We start from the raw sequence: 17540 nt of genomic DNA on the forward strand, positions 1-17540 counted from the left end.
AAAAAAAGCCCCAGTGAATACCAGGGCTTTAAGTTTATATTGAACTTCCTTAATCAACATTATCATGTAAGAAAGAATTGTTCGGTCTGATCTCTGTACCACCGTCCTGATCGTTGCTCAACGTAAAACGGCTTACTTGCGATTCGGACGAATGTTGCACTTGCTGTAATTGCATTTGCTTACGTTTATAAGCCGGCTCATTTTCAAGCTCCTGCAAACCATTTGTGGTGCGCAATTTCATGCTTAGATCTTTCAAACGTAAAATACGTTCTTTAGATTTCCGCAACTGCTCTTCCATCGATTCGTCGCTCTTGTCATCATCCAAACCTGCAACCGGCGTTTCCATTTCTGGCTCAGGTTCAGGGGTTGGCGTTGTTTCGGCAACTGGCGTTTCGAAAACATAATTGGTTTCAGCAAGTTTAACCTCGAACTCAAATCCAGTTTCCTGAGGTTCTTCAGCTTGCGGCTCTTCCTCAATGAGTGTATGACGAACAACATTGTTTTCTGGCTCCTGAACTCTCTGAGGCTCGGGCTTGCTAAACATGCCACCGAATAAATCAACCTGAGAAGCCTCTTCCTTTACCTTTAAAACTGGCTCGTATGATGGAGCCGCCTTCGGTTGTATGAAAGAGTTTACTGGTTCAACGGGACGAACTAGAGGTGCTTCTTCAGGTGTTAATAATGATATTTTTTTCTTGTTTTTTTCTTCGTTTACACGTTCTTCCGACGTTTGGAATCCTGTTGCAATAATGGTTACCGAAAGCTTTTCGGCGAGAGATTCATCAGTACAGTTACCCCAAATCAAATCGGCCGATAAACCTGCCTTTTCCTGTATGTAATCGGTTATAATTGAAACCTCATCCATGGTTACTTCACGCACACCTGAACTGATGTTAAGTAAAATGTAACGGGCACCTTCAATTTCATTATCTTTTAATAATGGAGACGCTAAAGCACCCTCTACAGCCTGCAATGCACGCTCATCACCATCGGCCGAGTGGCTACCCATAATGGCAACACCACTATCTTTCATTACGGTGCGCACATCTTTGAAATCGACGTTGATATAACCAGGAACAGTAATGATTTCGGCAATGCCTTTTGCAGCTGTTGTTAAAATATCGTCGGCCTGGCCAAATGCTGAGCCTAAGGTTAGGTTTCCGAAAATTTCGCGAAGTCGGTCGTTAGAAATTACAAGATAAGAATCTACATATTTCTTTAACTCCTCCATCCCCTCGTCGGCTTGCAGTCTACGTCTTTTTCCTTCGAAAGAAAATGGAGTAGTAATAATTGCAACAGTTAAAATGTCGAGTTCTTTGGCAGCTTTTGCAATAATTGGCGATGCACCAGTTCCTGTTCCTCCACCCATTCCGGCAGTAATGAACAACATTTTTGTTGTGCTGCCGAGCATGGCCTTAATATCATCGATGTTTTCTATCGCCGAGTTTTTACCCACCTCAGGTATCGAACCAGCCCCCATCCCTTCGGTTAAACTAGCGCCTAATTGTACCTTGTTGGGGATAGGACTAGATTCCAAAGCCTGGGCATCTGTATTACAAATAATAAAATCTACACCAGTAATACCCGACAGGTACATATGGTTCACTGCGTTGCCGCCACCGCCTCCAACACCAATTACCTTGATAATTGAAGACTTATCTTTTAACATTTCGAACTGCATATCTTTATGAATCAGTTGTTTAAAAATTTTTAAATTCTGTTCATTACTCAATGTAATATTAACACTTTTTCCACAGACGTTTTCCACAAGTGTTAAGAATGTGGAAAACTCTTACATTGTTGAAAAATTTCTAGCTTTTCAGATAATCTTCGTCACTCACATTCATATCATCTTGTATAAAAGTGCGTGTTTTTGCCAATAATTTATCGAACAAGCCCGGTCCGCGTTTCTCTTTTTCTTTGGCCGATTTGGGTTTCTCTACAAATACGCCTGGTTGCTTCATTTCTTCCATCAACTCTTCGGCTTTTTGGATTCCTTTGATTAATAAGCCTACACTGGTGGCATACATCGGACTTTTCAAATCGTCGTAAATCGCCTTTGGCATATCTTCATATTTAGATAAATGCTCGTTTGGATAGCCAATGCGGCAATCTAAACCGGTAACATATTCTACTGCCTGCGATAAGTGCTTTAATAACGCTCCGCCGCCGGTGATTACTATACCGCCGATCAGTTTTTTCTCGTAGCCCGATGATTTGATTTCGTAATAAACGTGCTCAATAATCTCTTCCATACGGGCCTGAATAACGTAAGCAAGGTTTTTTACCGAAATTTCTTTCGGCTCGCGGCCGCGAAGACCTGGAACACAAATAATTTCGTTTTCTTTATTTTCTTCGGCTAAGGCAGATCCGAAACGCGTTTTCAACAGCTCAGCCTGATTACGCATTACCGAGCAGCCCTCTCTGATATCTTCGGTTACGCTGTTTCCACCGAATGGAATTACAGCAGTGTGACGAATGATGCCTTCGTGAAAAATAGCAATATCGGTAGTACCACCGCCAATATCGACCAATGCAATACCAGCTTCTTTTTCTTCCTCGCTCAACACCGATTCAGAAGATGCCAGTGGCTCAAGAATTAAATCCTGAGTTTGTAATCCTGCATTGTTTACACATTTAATAATATTTTTTACAGCTGTAACCTGACCAGATATAATGTGGAAATTCGCCTCTAAGCGAACCCCGGCCATACCAATCGGATCTTTGATGCCGGGCTCGTTATCGATCGTAAATTCTTGTGGCAACACGTGGATGATCTCCTCGCCGGGAGGCATTACCAGCTTAAACATATCATCGATTAGTTTATCGATGTCGCGTTTGCCAATTTCATTGTTTAATTCTCTTCTCGTTAAAATTCCTCTGTGCTGTAAGCTTTTGATGTGCTGACCAGCAATCCCCACATTTACCACCTGTATTTCTACGTTGGATTGTCCGCTTGCTACTTCAACTGCTTGAGCAATGCCCTGTACGGTTTTTTGAATGTTAGAAACCACTCCACGTGTCACTCCCGCCGATTCTGCCTTGCCTATTCCTAAAATTTCTATCTTACCATGTTGGGTTCTCCGTCCAACGATAACACATATTTTTGTAGTACCGATATCCAATCCTACTACAATGGGCGACTGACTGGTAAATTTTGCCTTGTCCATATTCGTTAATTTTGTTGAGTTTTATATTGTTTTTCTAGGGCTCTGATCTCTTTCTCTCTAGCTTCTTTTTCTTTTTGCTTTTTTAGGGCGGCTGCGCTTGGTGCAGGCTTTGTATTTGTTGTACTTTTTGGTTTTTCCTTCGTTACTTCGGGCTTAGTTTCCCTGGGTTTTGAAGTTACTGTTGCTGATTTTGTGCTTGCCAGCTCTACCTTTTTAGGCGCTGGCTTTTTGGTGTCGGGCGTTGGCATGGCTGCTTTTTGGCTCAGCGCATTAGCAACCACATTTCTGATCAACGAGTCGGAAACGCTTCTTTGTATCCTCAAACTATCAGCTGTCGAAATTGTTTTAGGCTTCCTCGATATTTCAGTTGAATCTCTTTTTGTGCAAACAATTTGATTGGTATATTTAATATTGATCGTTCTGTAAGTTTCCCATCCCACTTGCGGCATTGCCTTTTTGTAGAACAACAACAGGTTGGTCATTTTCTTCTCCAGCGAATCGGCATCGCCCAAAATGATACGTTGATTGCCCACCCGGGGGATTAACTCCATGTCTTTTTTTTCATCTACTACAATCTGCTCTATTTGTGCATTCCAAAGTGTATCTTCTTTAATAAACAAAGCTGTTTTGTACAAATCGCGGGCAAGTTTTGTGTGCAGTGTATCAACGCGGCTTCCGAACACTTCGGTAATTTGGCCAGTTGCCACCAATACGTTTGCCGTAAAGTTTGATGAGATTGGCATTTTTAAACCATCGTTATCGATATAAAAGTCTTGGCCGCTCGCATTCAGAATCCTGATTATTGGCTGGCGCTGTTTAACTTCAATATGCAATACACCATCCATATCAATATAAACCTTGGCAAAAGCGATGTAAGGATTTGCCTGCAGTTTGCTCTCTATTTGATGAATATTTATCTTTTCGAGGTTTCGGCCAAGTAACACCCCCTGATCTTGTCTTAATATCTCATCTATTTCTTCGCGTTCGATGAAGTTATCGGCACCGGGAATCAGTATTTTTACATCGGTACATTTAACGGTTTGCTTTTTCACATTGATAAAACCCAAAAGCACCACCAAGCCTGCCAGGCTAATCAGCCAGGCAAATCCAGTAAATATTGCGCCCCAGTTTATCTTTTTAAGCATTGTTTATTGTATTTTTTAGTGGGTCGATCAATGTATCTATATCGCCGGCACCAACGGTTAAAATTAGCTCAGGTTTTGTTTCCTTAACATGCTGAATCACAAAATCTTTTCCACAAACTTTCTTATTGTTCGAAGTAATTTTATCAAGCAGAAACTGAGAATTTATACCTTCCAGGGGCAATTCCCGTGCAGGGTAAATTTCTAAAAGCATCAGTTCATCGGCAGTGCTTAAAACTTTTGCAAATTCGTCTGCAAAATCACGCGTGCGAGTAAACAGATGGGGTTGAAAAATCACCGTCAGTTTCTTATCAGGATATAACTGTCTAACTGCATCAAAACAAGCCTTCAGCTCTTCGGGATGGTGCGCATAATCGTCGATATAAATCTGATCATTATTGTTAACGATGTACTCGAAACGACGCTTAACGCCTTTAAAATTGGCGACTGCTGCCTTGATCTTCCCGGCATCGATACCCAATTTTAATGCAATGGCAATAGCCACAGTAGTATTTTCTACATTATGCTTTCCTGGCAACATCAGCTCAATGTTTTTGATTGATGTTGATTGGTCTTCGTAATCGAATACAAACTTCGATCCTGCTACACGCAGATTTTCTGCCCTTGCCTCTGCGGTTGCACTGGCTGCATAACTCACGCTATTCTCAAGCGGAAGCCCTTCGTGAGCGTATAGTGTACCGTTTTCTTTAAGTTGATTGGCGTATAAACGGAAAGATTCTTCAAGATGGCTTTTATCTCCATAAATATCCAGATGATCGGCATCCATAGAGGTTACCACTGCAATATCCGGATGCAGCGTAAGGAATGAACGGTCGTATTCATCGGCCTCCACTACTACCACATTGTTTTTACCGAAAAGAACGTTGCTATTATAGTTGCTGGTTATGCCGCCCAAAAAAGCGGTACAATCATAACCTGTATCTTTTAAAATGTGCGCCACAATAGATGATGTGGTTGTTTTACCATGTGTACCGGCCACGCCGATGCAAAACATGCCCTTGCTGATGATGCCCAGCACTTCTGAGCGCTTCTTTAAAGCAAATACATGATCTATAAAGTGATTTAGGATTTTTGAATCTTTTGGAATGGCAGGCGTGTAAACTACCAGGGTATCATCGTGATTATCGAGAAAGGCCAACGGCAATGCAGAGGCTTCATCAATGTAGGTGATTAAAATCCCTTCGCGTTCTAAGGCTTCGGTAAGCTTGGTTCTGGTTTTATCGTAGCCACACACCACCTGACCACGCTTAGCAAAATAACGGGCAAGCGCACTCATACCGATCCCGCCGATCCCTACAAAAAACACTCTGTTTATTTTACTAAGTTCCATTTTTTTTAAGCTTAAAGCAGAAAGATTAAAGCTTAAAGCTTGCCTTTCTACCGTATTAAGCTGAACGCTGAAAGAGTAAAGCTTAAAGCCGTCTTTCTACCGTTTCAGTTATATTTATTTATCTATTTCTTACCTTTTAATTTTTCAGCTTTGGTCTTTTCGCTTTAACCTTTTCCCAAGGGGATGCCCTTGGCACAGCTCTAGCCTTTCCGCTACTTTATCAATTTCAGTACTTCTCTCGCTATAATTTCATCGGCTTCTGGTAATGCCATTTTACCGATGTTTTGCGATAACTTTTGGCCTTGTTCTTTATTGTTCAATAGGTCCAATGTCGCTTTTACCAATGTATCTTCTGCTGAGCGATCATTAATCAGCAACGCAGCCTCATGCTTAACTAAAGCCATTGCATTTTTAGTTTGATGATCTTCGGCAACGTTTGGCGATGGAACCAAAATAACCGGCCTTTTTACCAGGCACAGCTCAGCAATCGTTCCCGCTCCTGCCCTGCTGATAATTACATCGGCAGCGGCATAGGCTAAATCCATCCTATTCAAAAACTCGAGGATTCGAACATTTGGATGATAATCTAAACCCAGGCGTTCGATAATTCCTTTATAATAGTATTTTCCTGTCTGCCAAATCACCTGCACATCTTGTGCAATAATTTCTGGCAGATGTTTTTCAATGGCCTTGTTTAAGGTTCCAGCGCCTAAGCTTCCGCCGGTAACCATGATGGTTTTCTTTAGCGGATCGAGCTTTAATAATTCTGCTCCTGCGTGGTGCTTGCCCTTAATATCCACTACTTCCTTGCGAACAGGATTTCCTGTTTTCAAAATTCGGTCTGCTGGAAAAAACTGCGCCATTTCATCAAAGGCAACACATATTTTTGATGCCTTTTTACCGAGCCATTTATTGGTTAGCCCTGCATGCGAGTTTTGTTCTTGTATTAAATAAGGTATGCCCTTTAGCGAGGCAGCGTACAATAACGGCCCTGAAGCATAGCCACCAACCCCAACAACCGCATCGGGTTTGAAATCGGTAATAATCTGCATCGCTTTTCTAACGCTTCCCAACAACTTAAATGGCAAGGCCAGGTTTTTAACGATCGATCCGCGTTGGATGCCGCTTATATTTAAGCCAACAATTTTATATCCGGCTGCCGGAACTTTTTCCATTTCCATGCGGCCATTTGCGCCCACAAATAAAATTTCACAGGCGGGCACCAAACGCTTAAGCGCATTGGCTATGGCTACGGCGGGAAAAATGTGCCCGCCGGTGCCACCACCTGATATGATAATTTTTGGGGAATTATTCATGTTTTTGTTTAATTATTTAGTTCCGTCATTGCGAGGCACGAAGCAACCTTTTCCGTCAATAGCAGATTGCTTCGTTCCTCGCAATGACGACGGAGTTACTAGCCAAACGCCGGTATCTCGCCAACAATCACTTTATTTTTTACTTTTTCTTTATCTTCTTTAACTGAACCTATTGCATTTTCTTCTACATCTCTGCTTACACTCAATATAATTCCGAAGGCTACGCTGGTAAAAATCATTGAGGTTCCTCCCATACTCACCAGTGGCAGCGGAACACCTGTTACCGGGCCCAACCCAACTGCTACGGCCATATTTGCAAAGGCCTGAATGGTTAAACTGAAGCTTAATCCCGCGGCCAATAACGCCCCAAAAGCTTTTGGGGCCCGGGTCACTATTTTTATACATCGATATAAAAGCACCAGGTAAAGTATCATAATTGCAATTCCACCCACGGTTCCCCATTCTTCAATAATAATGGCGAAAATAAAATCGGAATATGGATGCGGCAAGAAATTGCGCTGGGTACTGTTACCTGGCCCTTTACCAAAAACACCGCCAGTAGCCAGGGCTATTTTAGCCTGATCTGCCTGGAAAGTTTTATCTGAATGTTGCATCTCGGGATGCATAAAAGAGTTGATACGCGACATGTAGGTTTTTCTCCTTGGGCCTAAAAAGAAAACAAACAACAGCAATATAAAGCCTCCCGCACATACAATGGCAATTTGCTTGATACTGATCCGGCCGATAATAAGCAGCAAAATACTTACACCAAACAGCATTAGTGCGGTTGATAAGTTGGCCAGTGCAATTAACACAAACACCACGCAAACCGATCCCATAATGGGGATGAACGATTCCCTAACGTTTTTAATGTTCTCTTGCTTTTTGGTAAGCATCCGAGCCAGAAATGTAATCAGCGCCAGCTTTGCCAAATCGGACGTTTGAAAGGTTAAGCCAATAACAGGAATTTTTACCCATCTTGATGCATCGTTCAGGTTTGTACCAAATAATAAGGTATACAACAACAAGGGTATGGTAACAATCATCAAAATCTTTGAAATACCTGCGTAATACCGATAATCGAGCAAATGGGCGATGTAAATCATGCCGATTCCCAACAATACAAAGATCAAATGCTTAGTTAAAAGCAACTTCTCTACCGCTTCGCCCTTTTTATAAGCTAAAGTTCCTGTTGCGCTATATACGGCCATTACAGATATAAGCGAAAGCAGGATGATGATCAACCAGATCCATCTATCGCCTTTTGTTTTATTAAGTAGTGCTTGCAACATGTTTTAAGCCTCCTATATTATAATTCTTTAACTGCCGCTTTAAACTGATTACCGCGGTCTTCGTAACTTTTGAACAGATCGAAACTGGCACATGCGGGAGATAATAATACGGTATCGCCACGTTTGGCTAAATGAAAAGCAATTTGTGTAGCTTCTTCTGCCGAAAACGTATTCACGATCACGTCTACATCGTCTTCAAAGGCATCGTGAATGCGCTTATTGTTTTTTCCGAGGCAAACAATGGCTTTTACCTTGCTTTGCACCAAGTCTTTAAGCATGTTGTAATCGTTACCCTTATCAACACCGCCCATAATCAACACCACGTCGGTTGTCATGCTTTCTAGCGCATACCAGGTAGAGTTTACGTTGGTAGCCTTGCTATCATTGATAAAATCTATACCGGAGATTTTGGCCACATGCTCTAACCTGTGCTCAATATTTTTGAAATCGCCCATGCTTTCGCGGATGGTTTCATTTCTTAACTCCAAAACCTTAGCTACAATTCCCGAAGCCATAGAGTTATAAATGTTGTGCTTGCCTTGTAAGGCTAATTCTGAAATTGACATGGTTAGGCTATTATTTGGTTCTGTATTGATGTGTATAGTTTGGTCGTCTAAAAACGCTCCTGCTTCAACTTGTTTTACGATTGAAAAAGGATAGGTTTTTGCTAAAGGCACTGTTTGTTGTAGCGCTTTGATACTTTCTTCATCATCTGCACAATAAATGAAAACATCGTTTGCTGTTTGATTTTGAATGATGCGCATCTTCGATGCCGCATAATTCTCTAGTTTATAATCGTATCTGTCTAAGTGATCGGGCGTAATGTTCAATAACACAGCGATATCGGCCTTAAATTTGAACATATCATCAAGCATGAAGCTCGAAATTTCGAGTACATAATAATCAAAATGCTCCGTTGCTACCTGCGCCGCAAAGCTGTGGCCAATATTGCCCGCCAAACCAACGTTTAAACCGGCTTTTTTAAGAATATGATAGGTTAGCAAGCTGGTAGTCGATTTACCGTTTGAACCGGTGATGCAGATCATCCTGGCATTGGTGTATCGTCCTGCAAATTCAATTTCGGAGATTACAGGAACGCCCTTAGTCGCAAGGTTTTTGATGATTGGTGCGCTTGATGGAATGCCAGGACTTTTAATTACCTCGGTGGCATTTAAGATCAAATCTTCGGTATGTTTTCCCGATTCGAAAGGAATAGACATTTTTTCGAGCTCAGTGCTGTATTTTTCGGCAATGGTTCCAAAATCTGAAACAAAAACGTCGAACCCTTTTAACTGAGCAAGCTTAGCGGCTCCAACGCCACTTTCGCCAGCGCCCAAAATAACTACACGGCCCTGCCCTGCCATTGCTGACTGCGTATTGCTTTGTGATATATTTTGATTGTTGCTCATTTTCTTTTTTCCTTCGGGGTGATTTCACTGATTTTTATGATTTCACCGATCTCAATTTCCTAATTTTAGCACATCAGGCACCTAAGTGCATTGCGCTTTTTTCCTTATTGCTTTTTCTTGCTTATTGCCTATTGTTTATTGTCTATTTATTTCTTCTAAACCTCGGACTTTCGGACCTCCGACTTCGGACTGTCCAACTATCTCAGTTTAAGTGTTACTATTGTTACAATTGCCAGCATAATTCCAATAATCCAAAAACGGGTTACAATTTTTGCTTCGTGATAACCTTTCTTTTGGTAGTGGTGGTGCAATGGCGACATTAAAAATATTCTGCGTCCCTCGCCGTATTTCTTCTTTGTGTACTTAAAAAATGATACCTGCATAATTACCGATACCAATTCTACAAGGAATATTCCGCACAGGATCGGGATAATTAATTCTTTACGAATCATCAGGGCAAACGATGCGATAATGCCTCCAATGGCCAAACTTCCGGTATCGCCCATAAAAATTTGCGCAGGATAGGAGTTGTACCAGAGAAAACCTACGCACGACCCTACAAAAGCGCCCGCAAAAATCATCAGCTCGGCCGAGTTCGGTATGTACATAATGTTCAGGTAATCGGCCATGATGGTATTACCTGAAACGTAGGCCAAAATACCCAGTGTTATGCCTATTACCGCCGAAGTGCCTGTTGCCAACCCATCGATACCGTCGGTAATATTGGCTCCATTTGATACAGCGGTGATGATAAATACAGTAAAAATCAAAAATATAATGAACGCATATTTCTGATAATCGCCGCCTAAAAACTTCAATACCTTGGCATAATCGAACTCATTATTCTTGTAAAAAGGCATGTTGGTTTTAGTCGATTTTACATCCTGGGTATAATAAAATGTTTCTCCTTTTTGGCGCAACACCATCGGCACCGACGAAGTATTTTTGACGTTATCCTGAACGGTTTCTCTTACCACAATATTTGGGTGGAAATACATGGTTGTACCCACAATTAAGCCGAGACCAACTTGCCCAACAACTTTAAAACGACCTGCCAACCCTTCTTTGTTCTTTTTAAAAACCTTAATATAATCATCCAAAAAACCTACTGTTCCCATCCAAACGGTGGTTATAATCATCAGTACGACATAGATATTGGTAATGTTGGCGAACAACAAGGTTGGGATGAGGATGCCGAGCAAAATAATAATTCCACCCATTGTTGGAGTACCTTGCTTTTGCATCTGCCCTTCGAGCCCTAAATTTCTAACGGTTTCGCCAACTTGTTTTTTATGCAGGAAATCGATCAATCTACGGCCGTAAACTGTTGTAATAACCAGCGAAAGGATGATTGAAATTGAAGCACGAAACGTAATGTACTGGAACAACCTTAATCCAGGAATGTCGTAATGCTTATGCAGGTATTCGAATAATAAATATAACATTAGCTGTTCGGTTTTAGTTGTTCGAGTAAAATCTCCTTGTCATCAAAATGGTTTCTCACCCCATTAACCTCCTGGTATTTTTCGTGTCCTTTGCCGGCCACCAATATAATATCGCCGCTTTGCGCCAAATGGCAGGCTGTCCTTATTGCTTCCCTTCTATCTAAAATAGAAAGCGTTTTGCGTTTGTTGGTGGGCGAAACGCCTGCTTCCATATCATTAATAATGGCCTGTGGATCTTCGCTCCGCGGATTATCGGAAGTCAAAATCACTTTATCGCTCCAATCACAAGCCACCTGCGCCATTATTGGCCGCTTGGTTTTATCTCTGTCGCCACCGCAACCAATCACTGTTATTACCTGCTCGGTTCCCTTGCGGATGTTGGCAATGGTGCTCAACACATTTTGCACAGCATCTGGCGTATGGGCATAGTCCACAATACCAATAATTTTCTCAGGCGAGGTGATGTAGTCAAAACGCCCTTCGGCGCCCGATAAACGGCTCAATAATGTTAAAACCTTTAGCTTATCTTGCTCCAGAAGCACTGCGGTACCGTAAACGGCCAGCAGATTGTAGGCATTAAACGAGCCCACCAATCTGAAAAACACATCTTCGTTATCGATATCCAAATGCAATCCGCTGAACTGGTTTTCGATAATTTTTGCCTTAAAATCAGCCAGTTGCTTCAGCGCATACGTTTTTTTATGTGCTTTGGTGTTCTGCAACATCACCATACCGTTTTTGTCGTCGATGTTGGTAAGTGCAAAAGCGTTTTTCGGCAATGCATCAAAGAATGCTTTTTTAGCCTTAAGGTAACTATCAAATGTTTTATGAAAATCGAGGTGATCGTGCGTGATGTTCGAAAACACCCCGCCAGCGAACGAGAGCCCTTCGATACGGTGCTGGGCAACCGCGTGCGAGCTCACTTCCATAAAGCAATAATCGCAACCGGCATCAACCATGTTTTTCAATAATTGGTTTAATGCAATCGGATTGGGCGTTGTGTGCGTTGCAGGTACTACGGTATCGTTGATATAGTTTTCAACCGTTGAGATGAGACCGGTTTTATAACCCAGATCCTTAAATAACTTAAATAAAATGGTAGCAATTGTGGTTTTACCGTTTGTACCGGTTATACCGATCAGCTTTAAATCTGCAGATGGGTTTCCGAAGTAATTGCCGGCCATAATGCCCAATGCAACGGCCGTGTTTTCTACCTTGATGTAGGTTAAGGTAAAATCGTGCACTTCGGGTAAATTCTCACAAACAATTACCGTGGCGCCTTGTGCAATGGTTTGATCGATAAACTGATGTCCATCGGACACTGTTCCAACCACTGCAACAAAAACATCATTCTCACCTACCTTACGCGAATCGAAATTTAAGGCATTGATTTCCCTATCGGTTTTACCAACCAATTCTTTAATCGTTATGCCGTAAAGTAAATCCTGTAATTGCATGTCTTAATATCAAGTATTTAGTAACCTCTCCCCCCGCCCTCTCCTTGAAGAGAGGGAGCTAGCTACTGCTATTTATTCAGCTTTATCTTCGGACTCCCGACTGCGGACTTTCCGACTTTTTTAATTCAACTCTATTTGTACGCCCAAACCTTTACCAACGCGTGTTCCTGCGGCGATAGATTGGCTTATTACTTTGCCCGAACCGATTACCTTGGCTTTAAAACCTGCGTTGCCTATCAAATAAAGGGCGTCTTTTAATCCCATTCCTGAAACATTTGGCATTACGCCCTTACGTTCAGTATTTTCTTGAAACACCTGTCCGGCGCTGGTATCAACTATATTATAGTATTCGGATTTTGAGGCAAAAAGCGGTTTAAAACCAAATGCCCGATATACTTTTTGTGTCGCCTTACTTTGTCCGGCTTTTGTTGGCGGGTTGCCAGTATTGCCCACTAAACGGGTAGGTACATCGTTGTACATCTGCATATCGCTGGCATAAATCCGGTCGGCAACTTCTCTAAAAACCGGACCCGATACCGAGGCGCCGTAATAATCTCCTTTGGGGTCGTTTATAACTACAATCATAGAGTACTTTGGCCTATTGGCCGGAAAATACCCCACAAACGATGCCTGATACTGACTTTTAACCTTGTAACCCCTGTTGCCATCGGCTACCTGGGCTGTACCAGTTTTTCCGGCAATTTTATATAATGGGTTGTAAACGATCCGTTTTCCGCTTCCGTTTTCTACCACGCCTTCGAGCATTTTCCGAACCTTGCTAAGCGTTTCGTCTGAGCATATTTTTTCGTTGATTACCCGAGCCTTAAATTGCTCAATCGGGTTACCAAGCCTTCTAATTTCTTTCACAAAAATTGGCGCCACATATTTACCATCATTTGCAACGGCATTATAAAACGACAGCATTTTTAATGGCGTTAACTGCATTTCGTAGCCATAGGCCATTTGCGGCAAAGTCATTTTTCCCCAACTCTTAAACGATGGATTTTTAACTACAGGCTGTGCTTCACCGGGAATTTGCAGTCCGGTTTTCTTGTTTAGTCCCCAATCGTAAAGGTGATCGGTAAACTTAGATGGGTTATTGCCGTAATGCGTATTGATAAGTTTCGCAATGGCCGCATTAGAAGATTCTTCGAATGCTCTTTTTACGGTAACAGTTTCAATTTTAGGGTGCGAATCTTTAATAAGCTTGCCGGGAATCTGATAATATCCTGTACCGATTAGGGTATTGGTATCAACCAGATTATCATCAAGCAGCGCCATATACGAAGCTAACTTGAACGTTGATCCGGGATCCTGATTTCCCGCAATGGCGTAATTGAATTTCTCTTTATAAATTCCCTCTGATACCTTTGAGAAATTGGCTATCGCCCTAATTTCGCCGGTTGCCACTTCCATTACGATAACGGTTCCGTGATCGGCCTGACTTAAAATCAATTGCTTTTCGAGTGCACTTTGGGCCAAATCCTGCATGTTTACATCGATGGTCGAGATAATGTCTGCCCCATCTTTTGGCGCAACTTCTGCCTCCTCGTTTACGGGCACATACACGCCGCCGGCAATACGCTGCATCAGTCGTTTGCCCGTTTCGCCATTGATATACTCTCTATAGGCGCCCTCTAAACCAACCCCGTTTTCGACATTTTCATTTTTATAGCCAATTGTACGGGCGGCCAGGGCTTGGAAAGGAAGAATCCTTTTATTGCGCTGCACAGCAATTAACCCCCCGCTGAACTTGCCTACGTTAAAAAGCGGAAACGTTCTGATCGTTTTTAAATCAGCGTAACCTACCTTGCGGTGAATTAATAAGTAACGAGCACTATCACGTCTGGCTTTACGCAAGTAGCGGGCATAATCCTTAGCCGATTTATCCTGAAAAATCTGCGCCAGCTTATAACCCAGCGAATCTACTTTTTCGTTAAAAAGCTTATCATCGGTAATTCCGCCGGCAAACATGTCCATGCGGAGTTCATATTCGGGAACAGATGTTGCCAATAAACTGCCATCGTTAGAATAAATATTTCCGCGTGTAGCCTCCACATTCACATAGCGTGTAGAAAGACTATCGGCCATGGCTCTCCATTTTTTACCTTGAACAAACTGCACTTGCCCAAGACGCAAGAATACCGCCAAAGCAAAAAGCACAATTAAGCCAAATGCCAGATATACACGAAGCAATATGTTTGCTCTAATATTCATCGCTTTTAACAATTATTTTTTTCGGTGGTTCTATTAATTCTTTTATTCCGAGGGTATCAACCTTTTTGGCCACTTCTGTCAATTTGCTTCTAAACATCAAGTCGGCCTTTAGCGATTTATACTCCCATCTTAATTCTTTTACTTCTTTGTTTAATTTATCAATCCGGCGGATGTTGTTCACCGCAAAGTGGCTGTTGGCAATGTACACCATACCCAACAAGGCCAAAAAACACAAATAAGGCAAAGCATCTGTTGCCGCCTCTTTTGATACCAACCCATCGTTAAACAGTTTGCTGATAAACGAATTGCTATCCATTTTTTCTTCAGCAGTTTTCGGCTTTTTGGGCGCCGCTTTTAACTCTGGCTCAGGCCCTATTTCCTCTTCTTCTATATCTTCCCTAAACCTGTTCATATCTTTTCTGCAATTCTTAACTTCGCACTTCTGGCCCGATTGTTCTGCGCAATTTCCTCGTCTGTAGCCATTATCGCTTTTCGGGTAATTACATTAAAGGGCTTTTGCTGATTACCAAAAAAGTCTTTTTCTACCTCGCCCTGAAACTTGCCTTTAGCCATAAAATTCTTCACCGGACGATCTTCTAGCGAGTGGTATGACATCACCACCAAGTGCCCACCGGGCTTTAAAACTTCGGCCGCTTGTTGTAAAAATTCTTCTAAAACCTGTATCTCAGCGTTTACCTCAATGCGCAGTGCCTGAAAAACCTGTGCTAAATATTTATTTTCTTTTCCCTTTGGGATGTATGCCGAAATAGCGGTTTTTAAGCTATCGATATCGGTAAAAGGCTGATCTAAACGTGCGGTAACAATGGCACGAGCCAACGATTTCGCATTTTTAACCTCACCGTAAATACCAAATATTTTGTGCAACTTATCTTCTGAATAGGTATTTAACACCTGTGCGGCGGTAAGGTCGCGGTGCTGATCCATACGCATATCGAGGTCGGCATTTGAGCGAATGGAGAAGCCACGCTCAGGAACATCAAACTGATGTGAAGAAACACCCAAATCGGCCAAAATCCCGTCAACCTGACGAAAACCTTTTAAGCGCAGGTTATTTTTAAGGAAACCAAAATTCTGATCGATAAATATGAAGCGGTCATCAGCAGGGATATTAGCCTGCGCATCCGGATCCTGATCAAAAGCTATTAAAGTTCCTTTTGGACCGAGATGCTTTAAAATTTCTTTTGAATGGCCGCCACCGCCAAAGGTAACATCAACATACACGCCATCGGGCTTAATGTTTAAGCCATCAATGCAAGGCTGAAGCATTACGGGTACGTGGTAATTATTCGCCATCTGCACCTCCTTTCTTTCCGCCCATTACTTTTTGAGCAAGATTTGCAAAATTGGCAGGAACATCGTCAAAAATATCTTCGTACGATTTTTTATCCCAAACCTCGATGCGGTCTAACTGGCAGGCCAAAACCAGATCGCTCCCAATGCCGGCATATTCTACCAACGATTTTGGCAACAATACCCTTCCGGCAGCATCAAGCGAAAGTTCAGTGGCGCCGCGAGTAAAGGCCCTAACAAAGGCACGGTTTTCCTGATCGTAGATATTAAGCTTGGCAAGATCGGCCACAACAGCATCCCAAACGCTCTTTGGATAGATTACCAGATTCTTTTCGAAACCACGATTAACAATGAGCCCTTCACTTTCGGCATTCGGCAATTGTTTCTTAAGCGCAGCGGGTACCATAAGGCGTCCCTTTGCGTCAAGTTTACAATCGAATTCTCCTAAAAGTTGGGTCATAGTGGTAACTACACTTTTTATGTAGTGTAAAAGTAAGTAGGTTCTACCACTTTTTACCACTTTTTACCACAAAAAAGTTTTCAACATGCTTTTTCTCCCACTTTGGTGTTCAAAAACCAATTTTAGAAACGGTTCAAAAATATCAATTTAGCGCTTAACGACTGATTATTAAGAAGTTTAATATAAAAAAAGATTCCCAAAAAATTTTTAAAAATAGTTAAGCGAGGAGCTGAACGATTGCTAAATTTTGGAAAGCTGTTTGAAAAATCCTTTCATGAATCAAGTAACAACCAGATCATCAAAGGCTTAAAAGTCATCCGATGAATATCGGCGTATTGCACAGTATTCATCGGATGACTAATCAAAGAAATCTGAAGTCATCCGACGAATATAAGCGTATTGCACAGTATTCATTGGATGACTAATACACGAAATCTGAAGTCATCCGATGAATATAAGCGTGTTGCCCAGTATTCATCGGATGACTAATCTCTGAAGTCATCCGATGATTATAAGCGTATTGCACAGTATTCATCGGATGACTAACCTCTGAAGTCATCATCGGATGACTAATCCAAGAAATCTGAAGTCATCCGAGGATTTAAGCGTATTGCAAAGTATTCATCGGATGACTAATCCAAGAAATCTGAAGTCATCCGATGAATATCGGCGTGTTGTCCAGTATTCATCGGATGACTAATCTAAGAAATCTGAAGTCATCCGATGAATATAAGCGTGTTGCACAGTATTCATGGGATGACTAATCCAAGAAATCTGAAGTCATCCGATGAATATAAGCGTGTTGCACAGTTTTCATCGGATGACTAATCCAAGAAATCTGAAGTCATACGATGAATATAAGCGTGTTGCCCAGTATTCATCGGATGACTAATCCAAGAAATCCGAAGTCATCCGATGAATATAAGCGTGTTGCACAGTATTCATCGGATGACTAATCCAACCAATTATT

The 17540-nt window shown here is 41.9% G+C and carries 13 protein-coding genes; all 13 read right to left on the bottom strand.

Translation table 11 applies throughout. The features are described 5' to 3' along the window. Positions 1-49 precede the first annotated feature (49 nt). The 13 genes from ftsZ to mraZ all read right to left on the bottom strand — a co-directional run bounded on the left by ftsZ (position 50) and on the right by mraZ (position 16570). Complete coding sequence (gene ftsZ, locus IZT61_RS07605) at positions 50-1681, bottom strand: cell division protein FtsZ (RefSeq protein ID WP_196101248.1); 1632 nt, start codon at positions 1679-1681, stop codon at positions 50-52. A 130-nt stretch (positions 1682-1811) separates the two neighbouring features. Then, positions 1812-3170 carry a cell division protein FtsA gene (ftsA, locus tag IZT61_RS07610; protein WP_196100567.1) on the bottom strand — a complete coding sequence of 453 codons (1359 nt, stop codon included), beginning with the start codon at positions 3168-3170 and terminating at the stop codon, positions 1812-1814. Between the two features lie 5 nt (positions 3171-3175). Then, positions 3176-4315, bottom strand: coding sequence for a cell division protein FtsQ/DivIB (locus IZT61_RS07615; RefSeq protein WP_196100568.1), 1140 nt, complete (start codon positions 4313-4315; stop codon positions 3176-3178). Beyond that, positions 4308-5663 carry a UDP-N-acetylmuramate--L-alanine ligase gene (murC, locus tag IZT61_RS07620; RefSeq protein ID WP_196100569.1) on the bottom strand — a complete coding sequence of 452 codons (1356 nt, stop codon included), beginning with the start codon at positions 5661-5663 and terminating at the stop codon, positions 4308-4310. Before murC ends, IZT61_RS07615 begins: the two co-directional genes overlap by 8 nt. A 212-nt stretch (positions 5664-5875) precedes the next feature. Beyond that, a complete protein-coding gene (gene murG / locus IZT61_RS07625) occupies positions 5876-6979 on the bottom strand; it encodes an undecaprenyldiphospho-muramoylpentapeptide beta-N-acetylglucosaminyltransferase (protein ID WP_196100570.1) in 1104 nt (367 codons plus the stop codon). 98 nt (positions 6980-7077) lie between these two features. Beyond that, positions 7078-8271, bottom strand: coding sequence for an FtsW/RodA/SpoVE family cell cycle protein (locus IZT61_RS07630; RefSeq protein ID WP_196100571.1), 1194 nt, complete (start codon positions 8269-8271; stop codon positions 7078-7080). A gap of 17 nt (positions 8272-8288) precedes the next feature. Continuing rightward, entirely contained in the window at positions 8289-9680 is a 1392-nt protein-coding gene (gene murD / locus IZT61_RS07635; RefSeq protein ID WP_230383898.1) for a UDP-N-acetylmuramoyl-L-alanine--D-glutamate ligase, read from the bottom strand. Between the two features lie 197 nt (positions 9681-9877). Continuing rightward, on the bottom strand, positions 9878-11125 hold the full coding sequence (mraY, locus tag IZT61_RS07640) for a phospho-N-acetylmuramoyl-pentapeptide-transferase (protein ID WP_196100572.1): 1248 nt from the start codon (positions 11123-11125) through the stop codon (positions 9878-9880). Further along, a complete protein-coding gene (locus IZT61_RS07645) occupies positions 11125-12582 on the bottom strand; it encodes a UDP-N-acetylmuramoyl-L-alanyl-D-glutamate--2,6-diaminopimelate ligase (protein ID WP_196100573.1) in 1458 nt (485 codons plus the stop codon). Before IZT61_RS07645 ends, mraY begins: the two co-directional genes overlap by 1 nt. A gap of 120 nt (positions 12583-12702) precedes the next feature. Next, positions 12703-14799, bottom strand: coding sequence for a penicillin-binding protein (locus tag IZT61_RS07650; protein ID WP_196100574.1), 2097 nt, complete (start codon positions 14797-14799; stop codon positions 12703-12705). Beyond that, positions 14789-15211 (bottom strand): FtsL-like putative cell division protein, encoded by a 423-nt coding sequence (locus tag IZT61_RS07655; protein WP_196100575.1) that lies wholly within the window; start codon positions 15209-15211, stop codon positions 14789-14791. The genes IZT61_RS07650 and IZT61_RS07655 overlap by 11 nt, the downstream gene beginning before the upstream one ends. Beyond that, on the bottom strand, positions 15208-16113 hold the full coding sequence (gene rsmH / locus IZT61_RS07660; protein WP_196100576.1) for a 16S rRNA (cytosine(1402)-N(4))-methyltransferase RsmH: 906 nt from the start codon (positions 16111-16113) through the stop codon (positions 15208-15210). Before rsmH ends, IZT61_RS07655 begins: the two co-directional genes overlap by 4 nt. After that, positions 16103-16570: a division/cell wall cluster transcriptional repressor MraZ gene (gene mraZ / locus IZT61_RS07665; RefSeq protein ID WP_196100577.1), complete on the bottom strand. Its 468-nt coding sequence runs from the start codon at positions 16568-16570 to the stop codon at positions 16103-16105. Before mraZ ends, rsmH begins: the two co-directional genes overlap by 11 nt. Positions 16571-17540 lie beyond the last annotated feature (970 nt).

Source organism: Pedobacter endophyticus (genome assembly GCF_015679185.1).
Classification (GTDB): Bacteria; Bacteroidota; Bacteroidia; order Sphingobacteriales; family Sphingobacteriaceae; genus Pedobacter; species Pedobacter endophyticus.